Annotated in this window: 19 protein-coding genes and 2 pseudogenes; 5 read left to right on the top strand and 16 right to left on the bottom strand. The window is 68.1% G+C overall.

Annotated features, from left to right (window positions below; all coding sequences use genetic code 11):
• Nucleotides 1-371: 371 nt before the first annotated feature.
• The 4 genes from BUE30_RS03795 to BUE30_RS03780 form a co-directional block, all read right to left on the bottom strand.
• Nucleotides 372-1,490, bottom strand: a complete 1,119-nt coding sequence (locus BUE30_RS03795; RefSeq protein WP_073326482.1) for an extracellular catalytic domain type 1 short-chain-length polyhydroxyalkanoate depolymerase — start codon at nt 1,488-1,490, stop codon at nt 372-374.
• A 136-nt stretch (nt 1,491-1,626) separates the two neighbouring features.
• Complete coding sequence (locus BUE30_RS03790) at nt 1,627-2,658, bottom strand: fatty acid desaturase (protein WP_073326481.1); 1,032 nt, start codon at nt 2,656-2,658, stop codon at nt 1,627-1,629.
• Nucleotides 2,655-3,086 (bottom strand): hypothetical protein, encoded by a 432-nt coding sequence (locus BUE30_RS03785; protein ID WP_073326480.1) that lies wholly within the window; start codon nt 3,084-3,086, stop codon nt 2,655-2,657. Before BUE30_RS03785 ends, BUE30_RS03790 begins: the two co-directional genes overlap by 4 nt.
• On the bottom strand, nt 3,073-3,279 hold the full coding sequence (locus BUE30_RS03780; RefSeq protein ID WP_073326479.1) for a cold-shock protein: 207 nt from the start codon (nt 3,277-3,279) through the stop codon (nt 3,073-3,075). Before BUE30_RS03780 ends, BUE30_RS03785 begins: the two co-directional genes overlap by 14 nt.
• Nucleotides 3,280-3,804: 525 nt before the next feature.
• Here BUE30_RS03780 and BUE30_RS03775 point away from each other — a divergent pair.
• Together BUE30_RS03775 and BUE30_RS03770 are read left to right on the top strand one after the other, a co-directional pair.
• Nucleotides 3,805-4,620 carry a transglutaminase-like domain-containing protein gene (locus tag BUE30_RS03775; protein WP_073326478.1) on the top strand — a complete coding sequence of 272 codons (816 nt, stop codon included), beginning with the start codon at nt 3,805-3,807 and terminating at the stop codon, nt 4,618-4,620.
• Between the two features lie 614 nt (nt 4,621-5,234).
• Nucleotides 5,235-6,143 carry a transglutaminase family protein gene (locus BUE30_RS03770; protein ID WP_073326477.1) on the top strand — a complete coding sequence of 303 codons (909 nt, stop codon included), beginning with the start codon at nt 5,235-5,237 and terminating at the stop codon, nt 6,141-6,143.
• Nucleotides 6,144-6,685: 542 nt separating this feature from the next.
• On the opposite strand, the gene BUE30_RS03765 is transcribed toward BUE30_RS03770, so the two are convergent.
• From BUE30_RS03765 to BUE30_RS03745, 5 genes are all read right to left on the bottom strand, one after another.
• Nucleotides 6,686-7,753 carry a DUF1513 domain-containing protein gene (locus BUE30_RS03765; protein ID WP_073326476.1) on the bottom strand — a complete coding sequence of 356 codons (1,068 nt, stop codon included), beginning with the start codon at nt 7,751-7,753 and terminating at the stop codon, nt 6,686-6,688.
• Nucleotides 7,753-8,691, bottom strand: a complete 939-nt coding sequence (locus tag BUE30_RS03760) for an imelysin family protein (protein ID WP_073326475.1) — start codon at nt 8,689-8,691, stop codon at nt 7,753-7,755. Before BUE30_RS03760 ends, BUE30_RS03765 begins: the two co-directional genes overlap by 1 nt.
• Nucleotides 8,688-10,220 (bottom strand): di-heme oxidoreductase family protein, encoded by a 1,533-nt coding sequence (locus BUE30_RS03755; RefSeq protein WP_073326549.1) that lies wholly within the window; start codon nt 10,218-10,220, stop codon nt 8,688-8,690. The genes BUE30_RS03760 and BUE30_RS03755 overlap by 4 nt, the downstream gene beginning before the upstream one ends.
• A gap of 86 nt (nt 10,221-10,306) precedes the next feature.
• A complete protein-coding gene (locus BUE30_RS03750) occupies nt 10,307-11,572 on the bottom strand; it encodes an imelysin family protein (RefSeq protein WP_073326474.1) in 1,266 nt (421 codons plus the stop codon).
• 736 nt (nt 11,573-12,308) lie between these two features.
• Nucleotides 12,309-13,517 carry a metallochaperone AztD gene (locus BUE30_RS03745; RefSeq protein WP_073326473.1) on the bottom strand — a complete coding sequence of 403 codons (1,209 nt, stop codon included), beginning with the start codon at nt 13,515-13,517 and terminating at the stop codon, nt 12,309-12,311.
• A 118-nt stretch (nt 13,518-13,635) separates the two neighbouring features.
• On the opposite strand from BUE30_RS03745, the pseudogene BUE30_RS03740 reads away from it, so the two are divergent.
• Both BUE30_RS03740 and BUE30_RS03735 read left to right on the top strand, forming a co-directional pair.
• Nucleotides 13,636-14,855, top strand: a pseudogene (locus tag BUE30_RS03740) (GTP-binding protein).
• Entirely contained in the window at nt 14,852-15,121 is a 270-nt protein-coding gene (locus tag BUE30_RS03735; RefSeq protein WP_073326472.1) for a DUF6525 family protein, read from the top strand. Before BUE30_RS03740 ends, BUE30_RS03735 begins: the two are co-directional and overlap by 4 nt.
• A 139-nt stretch (nt 15,122-15,260) precedes the next feature.
• Here BUE30_RS03735 and BUE30_RS03730 read toward each other — a convergent pair.
• The 6 genes and pseudogenes from BUE30_RS03730 to BUE30_RS03705 all read right to left on the bottom strand — a co-directional run.
• Nucleotides 15,261-15,763, bottom strand: a pseudogene (locus tag BUE30_RS03730) (transposase); the annotation flags it as partial.
• A 191-nt stretch (nt 15,764-15,954) separates the two neighbouring features.
• Nucleotides 15,955-17,598 (bottom strand): CocE/NonD family hydrolase, encoded by a 1,644-nt coding sequence (locus BUE30_RS03725; protein ID WP_073326471.1) that lies wholly within the window; start codon nt 17,596-17,598, stop codon nt 15,955-15,957.
• 3 nt (nt 17,599-17,601) lie between these two features.
• Complete coding sequence (locus tag BUE30_RS03720; RefSeq protein WP_073326470.1) at nt 17,602-18,573, bottom strand: ABC transporter permease; 972 nt, start codon at nt 18,571-18,573, stop codon at nt 17,602-17,604.
• On the bottom strand, nt 18,566-20,071 hold the full coding sequence (locus tag BUE30_RS03715) for a sugar ABC transporter ATP-binding protein (protein ID WP_073326469.1): 1,506 nt from the start codon (nt 20,069-20,071) through the stop codon (nt 18,566-18,568). The genes BUE30_RS03720 and BUE30_RS03715 overlap by 8 nt, the downstream gene beginning before the upstream one ends.
• The gene (locus BUE30_RS03710) at nt 20,071-21,093 is read right to left on the bottom strand and encodes a sugar ABC transporter substrate-binding protein (protein ID WP_083601068.1); all 1,023 of its coding nucleotides are present in this window, start codon (nt 21,091-21,093) and stop codon (nt 20,071-20,073) included. The genes BUE30_RS03715 and BUE30_RS03710 overlap by 1 nt, the downstream gene beginning before the upstream one ends.
• 31 nt (nt 21,094-21,124) lie before the next feature.
• Nucleotides 21,125-22,564 carry an arabinose isomerase gene (locus BUE30_RS03705; RefSeq protein WP_073326468.1) on the bottom strand — a complete coding sequence of 480 codons (1,440 nt, stop codon included), beginning with the start codon at nt 22,562-22,564 and terminating at the stop codon, nt 21,125-21,127.
• Between the two features lie 155 nt (nt 22,565-22,719).
• On the opposite strand from BUE30_RS03705, the gene BUE30_RS03700 reads away from it, so the two are divergent.
• On the top strand, nt 22,720-23,616 hold the full coding sequence (locus tag BUE30_RS03700; protein WP_073326467.1) for a helix-turn-helix domain-containing protein: 897 nt from the start codon (nt 22,720-22,722) through the stop codon (nt 23,614-23,616).
• A 51-nt stretch (nt 23,617-23,667) separates the two neighbouring features.
• On the opposite strand, the gene BUE30_RS03695 is transcribed toward BUE30_RS03700, so the two are convergent.
• Entirely contained in the window at nt 23,668-23,991 is a 324-nt protein-coding gene (locus tag BUE30_RS03695) for a hypothetical protein (RefSeq protein WP_244526259.1), read from the bottom strand.
• Nucleotides 23,992-24,009 lie beyond the last annotated feature (18 nt).

The following is a 24,009-nucleotide window of genomic DNA, read 5'->3' as shown; positions in this document are numbered from 1 at the left end:
AGGCCGCTCCGGCGCACCCCACCATCAACACATCAAACAGCGAGGGGGTCAGTTCTTAGTGTCGCCAGGGGGGCAGTCCCTGATGTCGCTGGACAGGCCGGGAAGCTGACTCTCAGTGCGGCCCGCATCGAGGTCTCGGAAGGGCGGACAACGACCCTTCGCTGGGATCCTCACGGACGGCCGGGAAGGGCGGGGAGCGGACGTTCGCTGCGTCGGCCATGAATGTCGGCTTCAAAGTGAAAGTGGCGGTCGCCATTTTGACGGCTGGTTCTCCGCATCGGGCAAACCACACCAAGCCGGACGGCGTCACCTCTGTTCGTAAGGCCTCTGCAGTGGCGAGCCGGTCCTGGGATTCGACTCGTGCGAGCCGATCAGGTCACTTGAGTGGAAAAGAACCGCACCATCTCGATCGATGCGTTCGGGCCTGAAGGATCGGTATAGCTGCTGCCGGCCTTGCCTCCCGCCCAGGCATGGCCAGCACCTTCGATTTCCCACAGCTCGACCGCCTGTCCAACGCCGCTCTGCCCGCGGGTGGTTCGATACGTCCGGCCCGGACCGGTGTGGTCGCGGGTTTCGACCTCGATCAGCGGCCCGGTCAATCTGTGGGCATTGACAGGGGCGACCGTATGGTCGGCGAGACCTTGGAACACGATGCAGGGACGCCCCAGCGGCCTGGCGGACGGGGCAGGGTCGCCGCGCATGGCACCGAACGCCGATACAGCGTCATGGGCCGAGCATGGGGCAAGGCCGGAATGCACGCCGATGGCCGCGAAGAGCTCGGGGTGGGTCTGGCCGAGGATCGCTGCCATCGCGCCCCCGGCGGACAGGCCCGCGGCGAAGGATCGTCCTTCTGCAACGCCATGCTCGCGCGCGATGGTCCGGACGAGATCGGCCAGAAGGGCCGGCTCCCCGCCGCTTGCCGCCTGATCCGACCCGCGGAACCAGTTCCAGCAGAGCGAGCCGTTATAGGCCCGGCCCTGTTCCGGCCAGATCACGATGAATCCCGCCGGCCCAGCCGCCTCGTTCATCCCGGTGCCGCGGGAGAAGTCCTCGGCTGTCTGGGTGCAGCCGTGCAGCATCACGATGATCCCCGTGATGTCGCCGGAGGGCACGAAGAGCAGATAGTCCCGCATCCCATACGCGCAGTCGTGGCGGCGCCGTTCGAGGCGGGTGGGTGCCGCGGCCGCATCGGCAGCGCTCGTGGATCGGCCCTGACTGCCTGGCGCCCTCGACGCAGGCGGGGACCGCGTCGCCCGAACAGACGGCGTCTCGTCGAGGATCTCCGCATCCTCGACATCCGCGTCGGCCGATCGTGTGTTCCGCCTGCGAGCGTGGTCAGTCGCACTACCGATCGCCGGGCGACTCGACGCCGGCTTGGCATCCGGCGATGACCGCAACAGCGACTCCTGGATGAGCCGTGTCGCACTGGCCGGGTTCCCGGCGCGCGTCAGCGCCAGAGATTTCCGCATCGTTTCCTTGAAGTCGGTCATGCCGTCTCGCCCTTCCGGCTGCGTGCGGAACGCCAGGCGTCCGCCCTTGCAGGCGCCCCTGCCGCGGCTGCCCACTCATGAGATGGGGGTAATGCTGCACTGCAGCAATACCGGACGTCATCCCAATTCCGCTGGGTCAGTTGATTTCACTTTCCGAAAAGGAAACCAGACGCCGCCGCTCCCCGTCCCAGAGCTTGAGCCGGACGCAGGCAAGGCTCTCTCGGAGGGTCAGGCGCTGCGCATCCTTCAGAACGGCATGATCGCGCAGGACCTCCGGCAGCCGGTAGAACGGGACGCGGCTCTGGAGGTGGTGGACGTGATGCGCCCCGATATTTCCTGAGAACCAACTGAGGATCGGCGGAAGGATGTAGTTGGAGCTTCCGTGCAGGGCGGAATCGTGGAGCCCCCAATCGGCCTCACTTTCCCAGCTCGTCTCCTCGAACTGATGTTGCACATAGAACAGCCAGACGCCGATCGACGCGGCCAGCAATGTCGAGGGTAGCCAGATCGCGAGAATCGGGGCCAGACCGCCAGTCGCAAGGAGACCTCCGAGCAGGATGATCAGCGCAAGATTGGTTCCGAGGGCGCTGATCCAGACCGGTCGTGCCGCCTTCATCGGGTCTGCCGGAAGCCGGTTCTGCACGAGGAAGAGCCAGGCGGGTCCGACGCCGAACATGACGAAGGGATTCCGGTAGAGCCGATACCGCCACCGCCCCGAGGGTGACATCGCCCTGTATTCCGCCACTGTGAGGGTCATCACGTCGCCGATGCCCCTCCGGTCCAGATTGCCGGCCGACGCGTGGTGGACGGCGTGCGAGCGCTTCCAAACGTCATAGGGGGTGAGGGTCAGAACCCCGAGAAGCCGACCGATCCAGTCCGACAGGGCGCGATTGCGAAAGAGCGAGCCATGCCCGCAATCATGCTGGATGACGAACAGCCGCACGAGAAAACCCGCGATCGGCACCGACAAGGCCAGCGCGAGCCAGATGCTGACCGACAGGCTCATCCAGGCCAGTGCCCAGAGACCGAGGAACGGGATCACGGTGAGCCCGACCTCTAACGCGCTGCGCAGGGGGGAGGGGTCGCGGTAGCGTGCAAGGATGCGGGCCCAGCGGACCCCGTCCCATTCGTCGACGGGATCCGGCCCGGCCTCCTGCGCGGCACTCACGAATGCGGGGTGCGTGGCTTGGTCCTCTTGCGCCGGGCAGCCTTGCCCGGCGGGTCGTCTTGAACGGTCGCCGCGATGGCGGCCTCCTGCTCCAGCCTGGCCGCCCGCAACCGGTGCTGCTTGGCCAGCCGCAGGTTCGTTTCATCCTCGATCAGACCGCGGGCAATCCGATCGGTTTCGCCGGCCCGGGATTCCTGTGGGGACGGCTTGAACAACGTGTCCTTGGTCAGCAAGGGGGCCTCCGCTGGCGAGATGATGCGGGCGACAACTTCGTCGATCGAGAGGGACGTGACCCGCCGGGGCGAATGGGGCGTGCCGGCCGCGGCATGATGCGCGCGGCGATCCACCTCGGACCGAAAGGCGGCGGACGCCGACCGGTCCGAGTGACGGCGCCGCTTGGCGCCGTCGCTGGCCTCAAGCCAGCTCAAGGTTCACCGCCGCTTCGCGTCCGTCGTTCCCGCGCTCGAGATCGTAGGTCACCTTCTGGTCGTCGGGCAGATTGCTCAGACCGGACCGTTCGACCGCGCTGATATGGACGAAGACGTCCTTGCCGCCAGTCTCCGGCGCAATGAAGCCGAAGCCCTTGGATGTGTTGAACCATTTCACGGTGCCATTGGCCATGTCCGTGCACTCCTGTTCGATGCTGCCCGCAGGATGCGGCAGCGTGGCAAAATCAGACTGGGTCGAACGCCTGAGAGCCGATTGAACGGAGGCAGAGCCCGAAGCGGAAAAGTCTCGCCTGTCAGATGTGGGGGTGGCGCGCGGAATAACAAGCAGTTCGAGAATTTATTCTCGGTCCACGTCGAATGTTCCGGCGGTCGGCTTGCTTGCCGGAAACGGGGCTCCATTTGTGACTGACAGTACAGATTTCCCCCCCGACGAAATTTCCGAAAAACCCGTCATCCGATGGGGGACCGGGTATGCCCGATTCAGGTGCGAGCGCATGCGGCTTTTCCGGGTCCGGATATGCCAGAAACGGCTGACCCGCCAAGCATCGGCCGACTGCGATTCCCGGTGGTTTAAAAGCGAGATCATGGTCGACCGCGACGTCGAGGGCCCGGCCCGAAACGGGTAACGATTTCCGCAATCGGATAATGATCGCTTCACTGCGCTATCGCTGAAGCAATCCCAGGAGAGATTGATGACATGCGACTACGGATAGGCTGCAAGCTGGACTACCGTTTTGAACAGCCCACTCCGCTGATCACGATCCTCAATGTCCACTTTTCCCGGTTCAGCGATCTCGAAAGGGCCGATTACCTTGTCACGTCGCCCAGCGTTCCGCTGGAGAGCTACCGGGATGCTTTCGGCAACTGGTGCACTCGTATGGTTGCACCCGAGGGAAACTTCACCGTGGCGACCGACGGCATATTCCGCGACGGCGGCTCGCTGGATCCGGTCGATGAACGGGCCGGTCAGCATCCCGTAGCCAATCTTCCCTTCGAGACGCTCAACTTCCTTCTCGGAAGTCGATATTGCGACACCGATCTGCTGTCGGCCGAGGCTTGGCGGCGGTTCGAAGGCGCGGAGCCGGGATGGAACAGGGTTCAGGCCATCTGCGATTTCGTCCATGGTGCGATTGCGTTCGACTATCTTTCCGCGGACTCGACGCGAACGGCGTCACAGGCCCTCTCGCAAGGGAAAGGGGTCTGTCGCGACTTCGCCCATCTCGCGATTGCGCTCTGCCGATGCATGAACATCCCTGCACGGTATTGCACGGGTTATCTGTCTGAAATCGGCCAGCCGGATCCCCCACCCGACAATGATTTCGCGGCGTGGATGGAGGTCTTTCTGGACCACCAGTGGTGGACGTTCGATCCGCGCAACAATGCGCGCCGCCGGGGGAGGGTTCTCGTCGCACGCGGGCGGGACGCTGCGGATGTCCCCCTGACCCTGTCCTTCGGTCCGAATACGCTGACGGGGTTCCGCGTCTGGGCCGATGAGGTGAGGGGTGTTCGCTGAACAGCAGAATTCCCGAACCCGAGCCCGTATCCCCCCCCATTCATGTCTGGAAACGCCCGAATGTCCCCATGCTCCGCTATAGATCACGACGAAGCGACGACCTACCATATCGCCGAGAAAGCTGGTCCGAGAATCCGGCCTGTCCGGACCGAAGGCGCTTTCCTGGACGACATGTTCTCCGATCCGATGGTTCGGCTCCTGATGTTCGCCGATCGCGCGACAGAAACCGAAATCAGGGGGCTGTATGCCGGCAAGGCCGCTGCAAATGACGCGGGGCGCTTTGTCGAACCGAGTTCACCCTCACTCGATATTCGACCGGGCCCGGCAGGGTCTGTGCTTGTCGGTCGTCCGGGGATCGGTGAATGAACCGCTCTTCGCGGGACGGGGATCATTCCGTGCCACGATCGGGGCCGGACGAGGGCGGGGAGGGGGACATCGGCACGGGCACCCCGCTGGTCAGGGCGAAGGGCGACGTGCCGGCGCAACGGAGCTGCCTTCGCTGCCGTGCCCCGTTCCTAAGCGAGGGATTCTCGGAGAGGATCTGTCGGCGGTGCAAGGGTCGCAGAAGCTGGAGCAGCTCCGTGTCCGGCTCGGGTTGGTCGGGGCGGTAGCGGATGCCGAAGCTCGTCATCGATCATTCGACGGTCTACGTGTATCGCGTTCCCGTGGCGCTGGGGCCGCATCGGTTGATGCTGCGGCCGCGTGAGACCCGCGATCTCCGATTGGTCGAGTTCGAACTCGCGACCAGCCCGACCGGCACGATCACCTGGTCGCAGGATGTCGCCGGGAATGCTGTCGCAGAGGCGCAGTTCATCGGGACCGCCCCGCGGCTCGCGATCCGGTCGCGGGCGATCGTCGATCTTTCGGCGCCCGCCTGGCCGATCTTTCCCATTGCGGCCGGCGCGGTGTCCTGGCCTTTCGACTACCAGCCCGATGACCGCGTCGATCTCGGGGCGCTTGCCCGGCCCCGGTCGAGGGATGCGGGCGACCGGCTTTCGCGCTGGACCCGGGGCTTCGTGTTGGGCGAGCCGACGGACACTTTGTCCCTTCTCAAGGACATTGCCAACGGCGTGAGCGCCGCGGCTCTCTACGAGGCGCGGGAGACGGAAGGAACGCAGTCTCCCGAGCAGACACTGGATCTGGGGCGGGGCACCTGCCGCGACCTCGCGGTCCTGCTGGCCGAAGCCGTCCGCACCCTGGGGTTCGGCGCGCGCGTCGTTTCGGGGTATCTCTACGATCCGGACGACGCCCTGATCGGTGCCATGGGCGCCGGATCGACCCACGCCTGGGTCGAGATCTTCGTCCCGGGGGCGGGCTGGATCCCCTTCGATCCGACGAACCGGGCCGTGGGCTCGGCGAATCTCATCCCGGTGGCGGTCGCACGGCGGATCGAGCAGGTCTCCCCGATCAGCGGGAGTCATGGCGGCGGACCGAAGGACCTGGTCGGTCTGTCGGTCGAGGTCACCGTGGCGCCGGTCGAGGATGGCGGCGTCCTGTCCGATTTGCCGCCTTCCGTTCGCTGAAAGGTGGGGTGCCGGCAGATTGGAGGCGGGTTGATGTGCCGCCGAGAATGCCGCGCTTTCAGATACAGACATGCCCGCCGGCCGCCCCACAGAGGGGTTTCAGTGATCGTGGTGACCTACCTTGTGGTCCAACGCGACGCGCACCGACCGAATCGGACCTATCGCCATATGCAGATATGGGCGACGACACATTCCGCTCCAGATGATCCGCGCGCCCCTCCAAGCTTTAGCCGGCTCCCGCAGGGTTCAGACCAGGAACAACGTGATCCCGGCCATCGCGCCGCGGCGTCGGAACGGTTAATGATGGTCGGCTCAGGGGCAAAAGCGCCCGTCAGGCCTAGACGGGTGAAACGGCGGCTATGGGCCGAGAGCGACCGGCTGGCTGACCCTCCTCGAACGTCGGATGCGGGCCGGTCGCGTCCACATCGCCCAAGCGGATCGAATGTCCAGATAGGGCCGGGAACGTCTGCCCTATGAGGTGATAGGCTTCTCATATATCTAGCGCCTCTCATTAGACACGTGGCGATCCCCCCGGCATCCCCTCAGCCTGCCAGCAGCGACACGATGTGGTTGTCCCAGGCGACGGGGTGGACCTGCGGGGCGGGGGCGGTAAGCCAGCCGCCCCCTCCGTCGCTGAAGACGAAGCCCTCCGCCGCGCGCGCCACCCCGCAGATGTCGGGGCGGCGCAGGATCTGCGGCTCTCCCGGGCTGGCCACCTCCCATATCTGCGCGAGTCCGCCGCGGGGCGAGGTGATCGCCACCCTGCCGCCCGCGCCGTCGAAGGCGACCGAGCCGGCATAGCCCTGCAACTCGGCCTGACCCGGGTCCGCATCGGCGAGCAGCCGGACGGGCCCCTCGGACGGCATGAGCGCGAGCAGGGGCACTACCTCCGACAGATCGCCCTGCCATTGCAGGGCTGCGGCGACCGTGCCGTCCCGCCGCGCCGCGAGGTGGCGGATCGAGTTGCGGCGAAGGGCGGGCTCCAGCTCGACGACGCGGTCGGTGCTGCCGTCCGATAGGAAGGAGAGGTTCGGCCGCATCGTGTCCGGGTTCAGCACCTCGCGGTCGCTATCCGGATGGGTCCTGAGGCCGCCATTGGCGACGACGAAGCGGTCGGTCCCGGGCAGGCGCAGGATCTCGTGGGGTCCGATCCCGCCCGAGGGCACCTCGCCGATCCGGAGATAGCCGGCGCCGACGTCCCAGATCCCGATCCGGCCCTCGCCGCTTTCGTAGTCGTTCTCGGTCGTCAGCAGCATATCGCCCGACCGGTCGTAGGCGCCGTGGCCGTAGAAGTGCCGCCCCGGGGGGCTGTCGAGCCGGCGCAGCACCCGACCGTCCGCGCAATCGATGACGAGCGCGAAGGTTCCCGGCCGCCGGGCGAAGGCCACCGCCTCGGCCCGGACGGGATGGGCGGCGGCGGCATGGCCGCGGTCCGGCAGGGGCACCTCGAAGGCGACATCGCCCACCCCGGTCATCCCGAAGAGCGCGTAGCTGCCATTGCCCCGGCGGGCGGCGGCGACATGCGTGGGCGCCCCGACCTCCGCCCACGCGGCGCGGGAGAGGAGAGGCGCGGCGGCAAGACCGCCGAGAACGTGCCTGCGTGTGGGCATCAATCCCCGTCCAATGCGTTGAATCCGGTCGTGAGACCGAGCCCGCCCGCGATCTCGCGCGCGGCGGCGGTCTGCGCGCGCAGGAGATCGGCCTGCACCGCCTCGAGGGCGACCCGGCGCCCCGGATCCTCGACACCGGCAAAGGACGGATCGTCCAGCGCCCGCAGCCGCGCCTCGGCGTCGCGCAGCGCATCGACCGTGTCCGGCGCGTCCGTCAGAGCGGCGGCGAGCTCGGCCAGGGCCCCGGCAGAGGCGAGGGCCATCGCCTGCGACAGGCCGGATCGGCGCAGCTCCGCCCGCAAGGGGTGGGGCGCGTCGAAGGTGCCCATCGGTTCGCCGAGGCGGCGGTCCTTCAGCGCCTCGATCCCCTGGGTGAGCACGGAATAGAGCGCGCTCTGGGCCTCGCGCTCGGTCAGGAAGCGCAGGTTGTTCGCGCCTCCCGGGTCGCGCAGCAGCGGGGCGAACGCGTCCCAGCCTGCGTTCAGCGCCGCGGCCTGCGCGGCGAGGTCGTCCGCGAGGGCCCCGGTCAGGAGGCAGGGCTCGCCGCCCTCGACGATGAGCCGCTCCAGCGCGCCGAGACCGCGCGCCGCGGCGGAAGCGCGGGTCAGCGCGTCGGGCGTCCATGCCGTCTCGCCCTGCGCGATCAGCAGGCGCAGGCCTCGCCCGGTCGCGTCGCGATCGTCCGGCCAAAACAGGATCGAGAGCCCGCGGTCCGCCTCCTCCACCGGGCCGAGGGTCAGGTGCGACATCCCTGCCCAGGCAATTGCGGCATCGGCGAAGGCCTCTTCCAAAGGCCCGGCTTCGCAGGGCGCGTTCGCGAGGGTCGCGCTGGCGTTGGCGAAGGCCGCGACGCGGGGCAGGACATGCCCGTCCAGCACGGCGTCGACATCCGCCAGTGCCGGTGTCGCGACGAGGCAGAGGGCGAGAATACGGATCATAGCGACTCCAGGAAGGCGAGAAGGGCGGCTCGGTCCTGCGGGCCCATGGAGGCGAAGGCCCCGCGCGCGGCCAGCCCCTCGCCCCCGTGCCAGAGGATTGCCTCCTCGAGGCTTCGGGCCCGCCCATCATGCAGGAACCCGGCCTCGGGCGAAACCTGCCTGACGAGGCCGAGGCCCCAGAGCGGCGGCGTGCGCCATTCCGCGCCGGTGGCCTGCCCGGCGGGTAATTCGTCGGCGAGGCCGGGCCCCATGTCGTGCAGCAGGAAGTCCGAATAGGGCCAGATCAGCTGGAACGACCGTTCGGGCTCCCCCTCGATCCGGTCGGTCACGAAGGTCGGACGGTGACAGGCGGGGCAGCCCGCCCCGTAGAAGAGCTCCCGTCCCCGCAGGACCGCGGAATCGTCCACCGACGCCCGGGCGGGCACGGCTAGGTTGCGGGTGTAGAAGGTGACGAGGTCGAGGCTCTCGCCCGACACCTCAAACCCGCCCTGCGCGGGATCGGCGCCGTGGGGGGCGGCCCGGCACGCCGTCTGCGCCTCGGTGCAGTCGCCCCAGGGGTCCGGCCGCAGGGGAGAGGCGAGCCCGATATCGGCGTGGAAGGCGTCGGCCGCCTGCTGGCGGAGCGTCGGCGTCGTCGCGCGCACCCCGAACCGGCCGAGCATCGGCGCATCGTGTTCCGGCGACCAGACGATGTTGGGCCGGCCGCTGATCCCGTCGCCATCCGCATCCTCGGGATCGGCGAGGGCGAGGATGTCGGCCTCCGGGATCGCCTCGACGAGGCCGAGCCCGATCATCTGCGGGGCCACGCGGGGGGAGATGCGGGTATCCGGAGAGAGCGGCCCGTAGGCGAGGTCCTCCAGCGACCAGACCGGGCGGCGGAGAGACGCGGTCCCGCCGCCGGCCAGCGCCACGCTCTCCGCCTCTTCCCACTCGACGCGGACGTGGCCCTCGGCGGCGATGCCGGGAACGGAGGCATCGGAGAACTGGTGACCGTAGACCGGATCGGGCGCAGCGCCGAGATAGGCCTCGATCTCGCCGCGCGCGGCGTCCACGTCCAGCGGCTGGCCCAGACGGACGACGAGGCTGCCGGCATCGTCCTGTGGCCCGACCGGCGCGTGGCCGCGCCCGTCCTTGATGTGGCAATCCTGGCAGGACCGGACGTTGTAGAGCGGTCCGAGCCCGTCCGAGGCGATGGTCGAGGCGGGTGCCGTGACCCAGAGCCGCTCGAACAGGCCGTTGCCGACCGCGAAATCGGCGCGCTGCGCGAAGTCGAGATTGCCCTGCGGCAGGCTGAACGCCTCGCGGTCGTCCCGCCGCCGCACCGTCCCCGCGCCGCCCTGGTTCGCCTCGAAGGCCCAGGGCGCGGCGAAGTCGGTCGGCAGGGCGGTGATCGCCGCTACGCGCGCGGCCTCCGCCTCCGTCCGCGGCAGGATGCGCGCCCCGTCCGGCCCATCGGCGGCCAGCGCGCCACCCAGCAGCGCAATCGCGCCGGCCGTCGCCGCGCGGCGCGCGATCCTCGCCCCGGTCATGTGCCGCCAGCCGGCCATCGCATCCTCACCTTGCAATGATGGGGCAGGGGGCCGGCGTCTTCCTCCATGGCCCCCCGCCATGACCGTCATTCGAAGACGGCGTTCGGATCGTCCAGGCTGTCCGACCCCTCGAAGGCGATGGCCGAGAGGTCCAGAGCCGCGACCGCGCGCTCGATCTCGCGGGTCTGCGCGACGAGCCCGTCGATGGCGGCCTGGATCAGCGCGCCGCCGGCCTCGTTCGCAGGGTTCAGCATCATGTCGTAATGCAGTCCCGCCTCGGCGGCGACGACCATCTCGGTCATCTCCATCTGCGTGGCGTCCAGCGCGGCCTTCAGCGCCTCGGCCACGGCGGGATCGCTCTCGGACAGCAGCTCGTGCAGCGAGGGGCCGGAGGTGACGGTGCCGTCGATCCCGACATACCGGCCGAGATAGACGTTCCGGATGCCGAGCGCGTCGTAGAAATGGTCCCAGTGCGTGTTGTCCGAGAAGCAGGAATGCTCTTCCTCGGGATCGTTCAGCAGCAGGCCGAGCTGCATCCGCTCGCCTGCCTGCTCCCCGTAGGAAAGCGAGCCCATCCCGGTCAGGATCCGCTGCAGGCCTGTCTCGCCCTCCAGCGCGTCCTGCCGCGCCGCGCCGCCCTCACCCCAGGCGATGGCCATCTCCTCGAGGTCGGTCACGAGCAGATCGGTGGCTGCCTGCAGGTAGGCGCCGCGCCGGTCGCAATTGTCGTTCGTGCAGTCCGTCCCGGTGGCGTAATCAGTCCAGGGCCGCTCGCCGGCGGTGGCATCGTAGGGCCCGATATCCTGTCCCCACAGGAGGAACTCGATCGCGTGGTAGCCGGTGGCGACGTTCGCCTCGGCCCCGCCCGCCTCGTGCAGCGTGTCTTGGAGGAGGGCCGGTGTGATCTCGGTCGCGTCGATCTCGGCGCCCGAGAGGGTGAAGGCCCGGTTGGCGATGACGTTCAGCCCCGCGGCGGGATTGCCGTCATAGCCCTCGGCCGGGGCGGTGCCCTCGGCCGAGACGTAGTCGATCAGCCCTTCGTCCAGCGGCCAGGCATTCACCCGCCCCTCCCAGTCATCGACGATCGGATTGCCGAAGCGGTAGACCTCGGTCTGCTGGTAGGGCACCCGCGCCGCGAGCCACGCCTCCCGCGCACGGGTCAGCCCCTCCGGCGAGGGCGCGACGAGGAAGGCTTCTACCGCCGATTGCAGCGTCCGGGCGGAGGCCAGGCTGTCGCCGTAAGCGGCTTCGGCGATGTCGGCATAGGTCTCCAGCACCTCCGCCGGCTGGGTGGCGAGAGCAGAACTCGCGGCGAGGGCGGGAAGGCAAGCGGCGGCGAGAAGGCGTCTCATGGGGTCGAGGTTCCGTCGTCTGGGGATCATTTGATCGCAGTGGGGGCGGCCGTCATCCGGAGAGCATCGTGCCGGCAGGTCCACGTCGCCTGACCTGTCCCGTGCAGAGCTTCACCTATGAAGGTCGGGCGGCGGTGAGCCCGCTTCCGGCCCTCGGCCGCTATTGCTGGATACCTGACAATATGCATCAGAAATGTCCAGCGCCAAGGTGTGCATCTGTCTCGATGGCGTTTGCGTCTCCGCTGACAGGACCAGCGATTCAGGGTGAAGTCCGCGCCTAGGCGGCCGAGGCAACCCAAGCGGTCCAGATCTCCCCCGACTCGGCAATCGCGAATGCGACCTCGAACTAGATGTCTGGCTAGCGAGCCTTGCTGTCCATCTTCGTAGGGAGCGCCAGGAGTTGCAGCGCCTGAAGGTTGTCGGTCTGACGGTCTTCCTAGGTATGCTTGGTTCGTCGTCTGGAGTAACTTTCAAATGCGAGAGTTTCAGCTCGGGGAAGCCGCGCGGCACCGGTGATCCGGTCGGCGAACGTCAGCAACGAGTTGGGAACGCCTGTCCGATCCGGGCCCGCCGAACGTCCGGTTTGCGCCGAAAGGGCCCGTGACGGACGAATACTAACGAATGTCCGCTCCGGGCTGAGAGCGCCTGAAAGAGAGAACACCCTTTCTGGTCGAGAGAGCAGTTCATTCTCGGAGCTCGCGTAGGGCCGCTCCGCAGAGCGGCCCGATCGCTCGGATCAGTGGGTCAGCCCGCTGCCGCCGATCGCGATGATGTTGTAGGGCAGTCCCCTGAGGGGGATGGTGCCGGTCTCGTCCAGGCTGCCCGCTTCGAGGACGCGCAAAACCGCCGCGTTCGGATCCGTCAGAACGATCCGGTCATCGGCCAGGGCGAGACGCGGCCGGGGATCGCGCCAGTGGCCGTCCATCGAATAGGGCTGCGTGACCTGCCGGCTGTCCTCGATCTCCGCCGAAAGCAGGTTCAGCCGGTGCAGCGGGCCGTCTTCGGTGAAGACATAGGCGTATTGCGGCCGGGCGGGGTCGAAGATCGTGTCGACCTCGCGGTAGGGCAGCTCGACCGGGATCATCGCGGGCTGTTCCTCCGGCGAGATCACCAGCAGGGTATCGTCCCCGTAATCGCCGAGGAAGATCTGCATCGCGCGGGCGCCGAGGAGATGGCCCGTCGACTCGCCACTGGCGTCATCGGGGTAGGGGAGCAGCCCAGTCACCGGCGCGCCGTCCTCGATCCGGACGGTCGCGATGCCATCCGCGCAGCCGGCGACGAGCATGTCGCCGGAAATCGCCTCGCCGTGCAGGTCGGTGCAGGTCTGCATCTCGCCTACCGGCTCCCCGCCCGGGGTGAAGACCTGAAGGCCGGCGCGCGGCGGAAGTTCGCCCTCTTCCACCGGCTCGTCCGAAGCGACGGAACTGACGACCCACTCGCCGAAGGGCGTGGCGAAGCCGTGATGGGCGTGCGCCTGCTCGAACCAGGCGCCGGCCATGGAGCCGGCGAGAATGTCGTCCTCGCCGAGGAAGGTGGCGTATCCGCCGCGGTCGAAGTTGATGGCGCTGATGCCGTCATGGGTGACGACATGGAAGGGGCGGGGTCCGGTCAGGTTGCCCTCGATCTGCGCCGGATCCTCGATCCGGATGTCCGCATGATCGCCATGCCCGTCAAGGGCGATGCCGCTGGAGAGGAAGTCCACGCGGTCGTCGTCGGACTGCACGGCCACCACGGCTTCGCCCGAGGCGGTGGGGTAGAGCCGGGCCGGGCCGCCGAGCTCGAACGTCCAGCGGTTTTCGGGCGCGTCCAGGTCCAGCGCCGTCACGGTGCCTGTCGCCTGGTCGGCGACGAACAGGCGCCAAAGGGTCGCCTCCTCGTCCTGGGCCATGGCGGGCGATGCGACGGTCGCCGCCAGCAGCGCGGCGGAAAGTGGGATCGGTCTCATGATGCTTCCTTTGGTCGGGTCGAGCGGCACGCCTCCCGATCCCGGGGTTGCGCATCGCCGTCGCCGTCCCTAACCAATATGATATAACATATCAATCGAAGATATCCGATGGCGCTTTCTGCTTCCTCCATCGACCGCCGCCAGCCCGTCCGTCACCGTCCTCTCCGGCTTCCTCGGCGCCGGAAAGACGACCCTGCTGAACGAGGTCCTGAACAACCGCGAGGGGCGTCGCGTCGCGGTCATCGTCAATGACATGTCCGAGGTGAACATTGATGCTGACCTCGTCCGGGGCGACGGCGCGGATCTCAGCCAGACCGAGGAGACGTTGGTCGAAATGACCAACGGGTGCATCTGCTGCACCCTGCGGGGCGATCTGTTGCAGGAGGTGCGGCGGCTCGCGGCCGAGGAGCGCTTTGACTACCTCCTGATTGAATCCACGGGCATCTCCGAACCGCTCCCCGTCGCCGCGACCTTCGAGTTCCGCGACGAGGCCGGGGAGAGCCTGTCCGACGTCGCCCGGCTCGACACGATGGTCACGGTCGTCGACGCGGTGAACCTGCTGAAGGACGATGCCAGCCACGACTTCCTGGCGGATCGCGGCGAGAGCCTGGGCGCGGCGGACCAGCGCACGCTGGTCGATCTGCTGGTCGACCAGATCGAGTTCGCGGATGTCGTCGTTCTGAACAAGGCAAGCGACGCGGGGGCGGAGCGGCTGGACGCCGCCCGCAGGATCGTCACCGCCCTGAACCCCGATGCGCGGATCGTGGAGGCGGATCACGGGTGCGTGTCGCTCGGCCATGTCCTCGGCACCGGTCTGTTCGATTTCGAAACGGCGCACGAGCATCCGCTCTGGGCCAAGGAGCTCTACGGCTCCGTGGACCATGTACCCGAGACCGAGGAATACGGCGTCTCCTCCTTCGTCTACCGCGCCGGCCGGCCCTTCGATCCGCAAGGGATCCACGACGTGCTGAACGGCCCGCTGCCCGGCGTCATCCGCGCCAAGGGCCATTTCTGGATCGCGACGCGGCCAGACTGGCTGGCCGAGTTCTCGCTTGCCGGAGCGTTGAGCTTGGTCCGCTCTATGGGCCGCTGGTGGCCACGGTCCCCGAGAGCCGGTGGCCGGACCACCCTTCGGCGCGCGCCTATATTGCGCAACACTGGGAGGCGCCGTTCGGAGACCGCCGGCAGGAGCTGGTCTTCATCGGCTCCGGCATGGACCGGGCGGCGATCACTTGGGCGCTCGATGCGGCGCTTGTGCCGGAGTCGGGCTTCGTCCCCGAAGTTTGGCAGAGGCTGCCCGACCCGTTCCCGGGCTGGCGCGACGCGGCGGCGGCATGAGGGCGAATACCGGCAACAGCACGCTGGCGCGGCGGCGCCGCGCAGGTGTTCCCATGGACTCCTACGACCGGCTGCCCCCGGCGCTGCGCCGCTGGCTGAGCGAGGCGGCCCTGCCGTGGTCGCCGCACTCTGCGCTGCGGGCCTGGCGCAAGGCGCTGCGGGCCTGCGGCGACGAGGACGCCGCCTGCGGCCGACTCTCCCGGATCAAGGCGGCGCAGCTGCGCCGCGACAAGGTCTGGGCCATCCGTCGATCGGGACGCGGTTGATCCTCGGATCTCCGTCCGCCCGGTTGGGTTTGAAGAGGCGCGCAGGTGCGGGCCTGCACGGTCTCGCGGCCGGCTTTCGTCAGCGGCGATGGTGACCCAACTGGTGGTGGGCCTCGCGCGCTAATGCGGTCCGAGCAAGTCAGTCGCGCTGTACAGGCAGGCTGACCATGACATCATCGCAGACCGGCGCATGCGTTTCCAGCATCAGGTAACGGCCGCGCTGGACGGTCCATTCCTCGGTCTGCTCCATCAGGATCACTCCGACCAGGCGGCGGATCGCGGCCTCGGTGGGGAAGATGCCAATGACATTGGTGCGTCGCTTGATCTCGCCGTTCAGGCGCTCGATCGGATTCGTGCTTTGAAGCTTGGCGCGATGCTGGGCCGGGAAGGTCATTCAGGCCAGCACGTCCTCCTCTGCCGTATCCATGAGGGTGGCCAGCTTCGGCAGCTTGGGACGCATCTGGTCCGCCACCAGCCGCCACTGAGCCTTGGCGGTGGCTTGGTCTGGCTGGGCGAAGGCCGTGGCGATGAAGGCGGAGACCACCCGGCGGCTGCTCTTGCCGGCATGTGCGAGGGCGCTGCGCTGAAGGCGGACGCGGCAGTTCTGCCAGGTGGTGACAGCATCCGCGCGGTCGCGGCCTTACTCTAGAAGCCCGGGAAATTCCTTCGCCCCGCGAGGTAGCCGTTCGATGTCCTGGCTATTCGGGAGACCGCTTCGTTGAAGTGGCCTGTACGAATGGCCGACGTCCATCAACTTTGTCCCGAAAAACGCTCATCCAGCTGGAAAAAGCGCTGCGCGATGAGCGAATGACCGGATTGGTGAGGCCTGGCGGCTAGTCCCGGGCCGAGGCGAGAGTGGGAAGGTCGAGGTGGCCGCTCTCGATAAGGATCTCCAGCAAATTCAGGTGGTCGGGTCGGACAGGTTTCCGGGCCAAGTCGAAACGCGGGTAATTCGAGGCGGCCAACTGTATTCTGATCCTGTGGCCCGTCCGAAACAGATGACTGCAATGGCCGACCGTGACCTCCACTCGTCCCTCAGTGCCATTCCAGCGGACGATACCGTCCACGATCCCGACTGACCGTCCGTCCGCCGCGACGTCGCAAAGCCGGACCGCCAGATGCAGCGGGCCTGGTGTCGAGCGGACCTCGAGTGATGCCGAGACCCGGCCTGTGACCTCCAGATCGCTAGCGAGAGGCGCGCCGGTGTAGAGCAGCACATCGTCCCTCGCCTCAATCCCCGCTTGATCCTTCGGCCCCGAATTCCGACCGAGCAGCAGGCCGGGCAGGAAGGACGCGCCGCCCGTCGTCGGGACCGGATCGGCCGGGTCGTGGGTCAGACGGCGCGGGCTCGTGGCGCTCGGGGCCGTGTCGTCCAGTCTGACTCCGTCGAGATGGAACCTGAGGTTCCGCGTTCCGGGAATGGGCCAGTCCGTCGCCTCGTGCCAGGTGTTCGAGCCTGTCCGGAAATAATGCACCATCAGTCCTGCGGGCGGCCGGTCGTTGAGCACTGCGTCGAAGAAATCAAGCTGGCGGTCCGACAGGAATACCGTCGAGGCACCGTAACCGAGCCAGTGATCCCCCTGCCAGTCATGAGGGTTGCCGTGGGACCACGGTCCAATGACCAACCGATCCCTAATCGACCCGACGCCCGCATGGCGACTTCGCGCCGTCTCGAACAGTTCGATCGAGCCCTCGACAAAGATGTCGTTCCACCCCGCCGTCACCAACATCGGCACATTGCAGGCCGCGAGTCTGTCGAGATGCTCGCGATCCTCTCCTGCCGCCATAGCACGGTCCTCGTCGAACCAGCGTTTGGCATAGGGCGCGAGGGCGAAGAGATCCGCGTCTAGCTCCGGATCGCGGGAAAAGGCGGCGTGAGGGTCGGCTTGGAGCCGGGCCAGCGTCTCGCGGGCCCGCGCCGCCTCGGCGGGGGGCATCGTCTTGAGACGCCGCTCGAGATCAGGCGGCGCCAGCGCTTCGATGATCCAGAGCATGAGAAATCCGAGCTCGACCGCGCCGCCGCGGTAGCACCAGGTCTCGCCGTGACGCGCGGTGGTGAGCTGGGGCGAGATTGCGGCCAGCCCTTCGGGGCGGGCGCTCGCGGCCAGGACCTGCGTCGCACCGACATAAGAAGCGCCGAACATGGCTACACGCCCGTCGCACCAGTCCTGCGCGCGCAGCCAGGCGATGGTATCCGCCCCGTCCGCGGCCTCGTGGACGAAGGGGTCGAACATTCCCTCCGATCCGTAGCGCCCGCGGGTGTCCTGAACGCAGATCGCGTAGCCACGGCGCAGCGCCGACTGGAAGTTCAGCGCCGAGATGAACTGTGCGCCATGTGCGTCCTCGCGCCGGTAGGGCGTGCGCTGAAGGAGGACGGGGCAGGGCCCCTCCGCCTCAGGCCGCCAGATATCGCCGCGCAGGATCGTTCCGTCCCGCATCGACATCTCGACGCCGTCCTCGATGATGAAACGGCCCATCGCTCACCCCTTGATGAAGCGCTGCCGGACCTGGTCGAAGGACACGGCGAGGATGAGCAGCGTGCCGGCCGCCACCTGCTGCCACGTCGAGTTGACGTTCATCAGCGTCAGGCCGTTGTTGAGCACGCCCACGATCAGCAGGCCGAGGACGGTGCCGAACATCGATCCGACCCCGCCCTTCAGCGTCGTGCCGCCGAGGATGATGGCCGTGACCACGGCCAGCTCTAGCCCCACGCCCGTGGTCCCCGATGTCGAGCCGAGCTGCGAGGCGCTGACCATCCCGGTCAGGGCCATGCAGAGGCCGGAGATGAGAAAGGCGGTGAAGATCGTGCGCCGCGTCCGGATCCCCACCAGACGGGCGGCGGTCTCGTTCGCGCCGATGGCGTAGATCGTCCGCCCGTAGACAGTTCGCGCCAGCAGCAGCCCGACCACGACGGCCACCGCGACAAAGAGCATGGTCGAGAGGGGGATGTCGAGGAACGGTCGTTGGATCGCCCAGTCGAAGCCGGTGACGCGCACGCTCGAGGCGCCGCCGATCGACAGGGTCAGCCCGCGGAAGATGGCAAGCGTGCCGAGCGTGGTGATGAGCGGGTTCACCCCGACCACGGTGACGAAGAAGCCGTTGATGACGCCGATGCCCAGACCCGTCAGGACCGCGACGGCGATGCCGGGCCCGACGCCGAAGGACTCCGCGGCGATCGCGAACATCAGCGCGACAAAGGCCATGCCGCTGCCGACCGACAGGTCGAACTGCCCGCCGATCAGCAGGATCGTCCCCCCGGCGGCCAGGATGCCGGCGATGGACATCGCGGTGAAGATGTTCACCCAGTTCGCCCAGGTCAGGAAATAGGGCGAATTCAGCGAGAAGAAGATCACCTCGAGCGCCAGGAACAGGGTCAGCGCCGCGGATTCCGGGACCGTGATCCCCCGCCGGCGAGGGGCGCCGTCCACCGCGCCGTTCGTCGTGTCAGCCATGCAAGCCCCCTCCGGCCGCGCTCGTCAGGCTGGCCACTGAAATCTCGTCGCGCGCGAGTTGCCGGGTAATCCGGCCGCGCACCATCACCGCGGCGCGGTCCGCCGCATGCGTGATGTCCTCGTAATCCGAACTGGCAATCAGGATGCCGTGACCCTCGCGGGCGAGGCCGCGCAGCAGGGCGTAGATCTCCTCCCGCGCGCCCACGTCGACGCCGCGGGTCGGCTCGACCAGCAGAAGGATGCGGCTGCCGTTCTGAAGCCAGCGGCCCAGCATGACCTTCTGCTGGTTGCCGCCCGACAGCCGGGTGATCGGCTCGCCCCCGTCGGGGCGCGAGCGGATGCCCATCGCCGCGTGCCAGCGGGCGAAGGCACCGCGCTCGGCCTTGCGCGAGATGGTCCCGCCCTTCGACAGCCGGCCCCAGTCCGGCGCGGCGAGGTTCTCGGCCGCCGAGCGCACGCCGAGAAGTCCCTCCGATTTCCGCTCTGGCGGTAGGAAGCCGATCCCAAGGGCGATGGCCTCGGCTGGGTGAGAGAAGCGGACCTGCTGCCCTTCGACCGCGATCGTCCCGGCTCGGGGCCGGTCCGCGCCGAAGAGGGCGGCCGCGAATTCGGGCACCCCCGAGCCGACCTTGCCATAGAGACCCACGATTTCCCCCGCGGTGAGATCGAGATCGACCCCGGCAAAGGCATCGCCGGTCAGGCCGCGCACTTCCATCAGCGGTGCGCCGGGCGTGGCGGCAGCCTGTGCTTCGGCCGAGCCGCCCTGCAACTCGCGCCCGACCATCGCGGTGACAACCGCCCTTTGGTCCAGCTCGTCCACCGGGGCCGAGAGCGACACGCGCCCGTCGCGCAGCACGCAAGCCCGGTCGGCGATCTCGAAGACCTCGTCGAGGCGGTGGGTGATGTAGAGGATGGCGAGGCCCTGCGCTTTCATCCGGGCGATCAGCTCGAAGAGGCGCCGGGTCTCGGCATCCGACAGGGCGGCGGTCGGCTCGTCGAAGATGATGCAGCGCGAGCGCCCGACCGAGGCGCGGGCGATCTCGATGATCTGCCGTTCGCCGAGGCGCAGCGTCCCGACGGGCCGAGAGAGGTCGAGATCGGCGCCGAGCGCGTCCAGCGCCGCGCGCGCCGTGCGCCGCATCGCGCCCCGGTCGACGAAACCCCAGCGCGAGGGCGTCGCGCCCAGCGTGATGTTCTCGGCCACCGACAGGGGCGGCGCGTCCGCGATCTCCTGCGCGATGAGGCGGATGCCGGCGCCCCGGGCCGTCTGCACGCTGCGCAGGTCCGCCGGAGCGCCGTCGATGCGGATCGCGCCGTCATCGGCGGTGTGATCTCCCGCTAGGATCCGGACGAACGTTGACTTGCCGGCCCCGTTCTCGCCCAGCAGGGCGGTGACGGAGCCGGCCGGGAGGTCGAGATCCACGCCGTGGAGAACCTCGACCGGGCCGAAGGACTTCCGGATGCCGCGGACGGACAGGAAGGGTTCGGCCCCCTGCATCAGCAGGACATCCCCGGATAGATCTCGGCCATGTTCTCCGGCGTGATGGCCTCGTGCGGGACGAGGATCTGCGGCGCGATCTCCTCGCCGTTGGCGGCCGCGATGATGGCCGGGAAGATCAGCTCGGCGTAGCGCTCGGGGAAGTAGGCGGCGGCCGCGACGAAGCCGGGCGCGGTCCAGATCTGGCAGTTGCCGGGATCGAAGTTCTGCACCCCGAGGTAGAGGTCGTCGGTCCGGCCCTGGCTGCGCGCGGCGGCGAGCGCCCCGGTCACCACGTCCTCGTTGATGCCGACCACGATGATCCGCTCGGCACCGGGCAGCGCGGTCAGCGTGTCGGTCATCTGGCGCTGCGCCGTGTCGGCCTGCCCGCCGGCGCCGGTATCGATGATCCGCTCACCTTTGACGGGTCCGCACACCTGCTCGAACCCGGTGCGGATGCCGTCCATCCGCTGGTCGTTCACGATCCCCACCGCGAGCGATTCCAGCGACACCCATGCGTCGTGCTCGCAGTCGAAGTTCTCCTGGAAGTACTGGCCCAGCTCGTAGCCGACGATCTCGCCGGCATAGGCGTTGGCCGCGCCGACAAACGAGGTCTGGCAGGGCTGCTGCTCGATGTCGATCGCGATCACCGGCACCTGCGGCCCCTCGGCGCAGATGTTTTGGGCCGCGGCGGCGTCCGCCTGGAAGGTGACGAGGCCGTCGACCTCGCGGGTGCGGAACTGCCGGGCGCAGTTCAGCGCCTCGGCAGCGTCGAACTTGCTGTCGCAGGTGATAAGCTCGACGCCCGCCGTTTCGGCCGCCGCCTCCATCCCCGATTGCAGCGCCTCGGTGAAAGGCACGCCGAGACCGAGCTGGGTGAAGCCGATCGTCAGCCCTTCGCCGCTACCCGGCTCGACCGGTTCGAACTGCACCACCGCGTCGGGGGGCGTGATCCCCTCCTGCGCAAGGGCCGGTCCCCCGGCCAGTGCGAGCGCCGTTCCGGCGCAGGTGGCCGCGACGGCCCTCAAGGTTGCATGTGCCATGTCGTGTCGTCCTCCCTGGTTTGTCGTCCTTTCAGCAGACCCGGACCACGTCGAGGTCCAGAAGCCTGCCGAGCTTGGCGATCCGGCCGGCCACATGACCGACCCCGACCGCGCAATGATGCGCCGGGCCGTGCGCGTTCCACCCTTCGGTGAAGGCGCGGGCTCCGGCGGCGAAACGGTAGCGGCTGTTGGTGTTGCCGATCTCGAGGATGGGGCCGGGCACCGACTCCCCCTCGGCGACGAGCAGCGACACCTTCCCCGCCTTCTCCACGACCGAGAGCAGCGTCACCGGCCCGTGGCGGACCGACATCTCGACCGAGACGCCGCGCCCGACCTTGCCGTGATAGACCTCCAGCGGGCGGACCCGGGTGCGCCCCTCGGCGATGGCGGTGTGGCCCGGGCCGTCATGGCCCATCAGCACCACGTCGTCGTCGTAGTCGATCGCGTAGTATTCGGTGAAGGATCCGCCGACCCCGAGGCTGTCGAGGATCTTCATCGCCTGCGCGTTCTTGATCTCGTATTCGCCCGCGACAGGCACGCCCGCGGCGGTCAGCATCGAGCAGCCGAGGATCACCGACGAGATGATGTCCTCGTGCGCATGTCCCGGGACCGAGACGTAGTAATAGGCGAGCGAGCCGAGGTCGTGATCCTCCACCATCCGGAAGAGCGCGGCGGCCGTCCGGGCCGCCCGGTGCAGCTCGGCCGGATCGCAGCCCTCCTCGATGTCGAACTCGGTCTCGATCCGGGCGAGGACCGGGGCGATCTCGTCCTCGGTCAGCCGGCCTCGGATCGCCGCGAGCTCGTCCATCTCGACGAAGTCGATCACGGTGCCGAAGGCGGCGCATTGCGCGGTCAGGTCGGAATAGATGTCGAGCATTCCGCCGTAATAGTGGCCCATCACGCCCAGCCTGTTGTGGGCCATCACATGGGCAACGCGGGCTGCCTCGATCCAGTCCTCGATCTCGGCGTCGACATGGGCGTCGCCCTCGAGCACGCCGGTCACCTGATGCGCTGCGATCCCGGCCCGGCCGAGGACGTTCAGCAGTTCGGGCACCGGGCATGCGGCGCAATGGGCGAGCCACTCCCCCGTCATCTTCCGCCGGTTTCCCAGCGCGTTGAAGGCCGCGTAGTCGATCGCCCGTTCGGGCTGGAGGTTCAGCACGACGACCGGCACCCCGGCGCGGCGCAATACCGGCAGAACGGTGGAGGAGAGGGCATACGTCGTCACATGCAGGAAGATCACGTCCACATCGGCGGCGCGGAACTCATGCCCCGCCTCGACCGCGCGCTGGGGGGTGTCGATCAGGCCGAGATTGACGACCTCGACCCCCGGCCGGGCCAGCTTGCCCGCGACGATCTCGACATAGCCGCGCAGACGCTCCTCCAGCCCCTCGAACTGAGGCCAGTAGGCGTCGAGCCCGATGCCGAAAAGACCGACCTTCAGCGGCCGGCGCGAGTCCTTCTGCGTCATGTCGTCCTCCCTCGGGCGGGATGCTGAGCCCGCCCCGGGGCGCTGCCACCCCGGCGATCCAAAAAGTGATCTGCTATGCCACGTTAGCGGCAGACAGTCGTTCGGCAAAACGCTCCGGCTTGTAAGAACTGCTCCATTAGATACAAATCCTGATCATGCCGGACCTGCGCGACTACTTCGTCTACCTGCCACGCACCCCACTCTGCGAGGCGCTCGGCTGCACAGCGCTGTCGACCGGGCATACGAGAATCGCGCCTGGCTCGCCGTATCCACCGGCTCGCCATCCCGACGATCACCACTTCGTCTGGGAGAAGGGACGCACGTTGCAGGCCTATCAGTTCGCCCTGATCTCCGAAGGCACGGGTCAGCTGTCGGCAGCGCCGGACCCCGCCAGGGTCCACCCGATCGGGCCCGGCGACGTGATCCTGCTCTATCCCGGAATCTGGCATCGGTTCGCTCCGAATCCCGCCACCGGCTGGGTCGAGCACTGGATGGAGGTGACCGGCCCCGCCTTCGACGCGATCATGGCTAGGGGTCTGCTGCCGGTCGATCGCCCCGTCTGGTCCGGAGGTGCGCCGGCCGAGGCGATCTTCCGGCAGATTCACGCCCTCGCACTGGACGATTCCTACGCCAACCAGCTGCGCCTATCGACGCTCGGCCTGCAATTGCTCGCGTTGCTCCTGCAGGATCTCAAGCGCCCCACGCTCGGTGAAGAACGCCTCGTGGAACGGGCGCGACGCCTTCTGGGCGAGCACAGCCAGCGGCTCTCCTCGCTCGAGGAATTGAGCGAGGGATTGGGCGTGAGTTATCCGACCTTGCGCCGGCTGTTTCTCCGCCAGACGGGCATGTCGATGAAACAGTATCAGACCGAGGTCCGCATCCGCCGCGCCTGCGAACTTCTCCGCAGCTCGGACCGATCGATCAAGGAGATCGCGGGCCATCTTGGCTACAACTCAGCCTACCATTTTTCGGCGCGATTTCGGCATGCGACGGGGCTGCCTCCGACCGATTGGAGGACTCGCAATCGCGCGCAGTCGAACAATGGGATCTGAAGCGGCAAGGACGGTCGACGATGCATCGGCCCGCCGAGCGATCTCCGATATTCATTCCGCCGCCAGCACGCCACCCGATTGGGCAGCATCGAGCCGCGTATAAAGTCCGCCCGCGGCGAGCAGGGACCGGTGGGAGCCGCTCTCGCCGATGCGCCCGTCCTCCACCACGGTGATGCGGTCCACGCCCCGGATGGTCGCCAGGCGATGGGCGATCACAAGCACCGTGCGCCCCTCCGACAGCTCCTCGAGGGCGGCCTGGATGCGGCGTTCGGTTTCGGTGTCACCGCCAGCGGGGAGCCGAGGGACGGCGCTCCCGAAATCGATCAGGAAGAGCCGCCGGTGGGGCAGGTAGTACGAGAAGAAGTCGCGCAGCATGGCATCCGATCAGTGGAA

Origin of the sequence: Wenxinia saemankumensis, from assembly GCF_900141735.1 — a bacterium.
GTDB lineage: Bacteria > Pseudomonadota > Alphaproteobacteria > Rhodobacterales > Rhodobacteraceae > Wenxinia > Wenxinia saemankumensis.
This window is presented reverse-complemented; position numbering and strand designations above follow the sequence as displayed.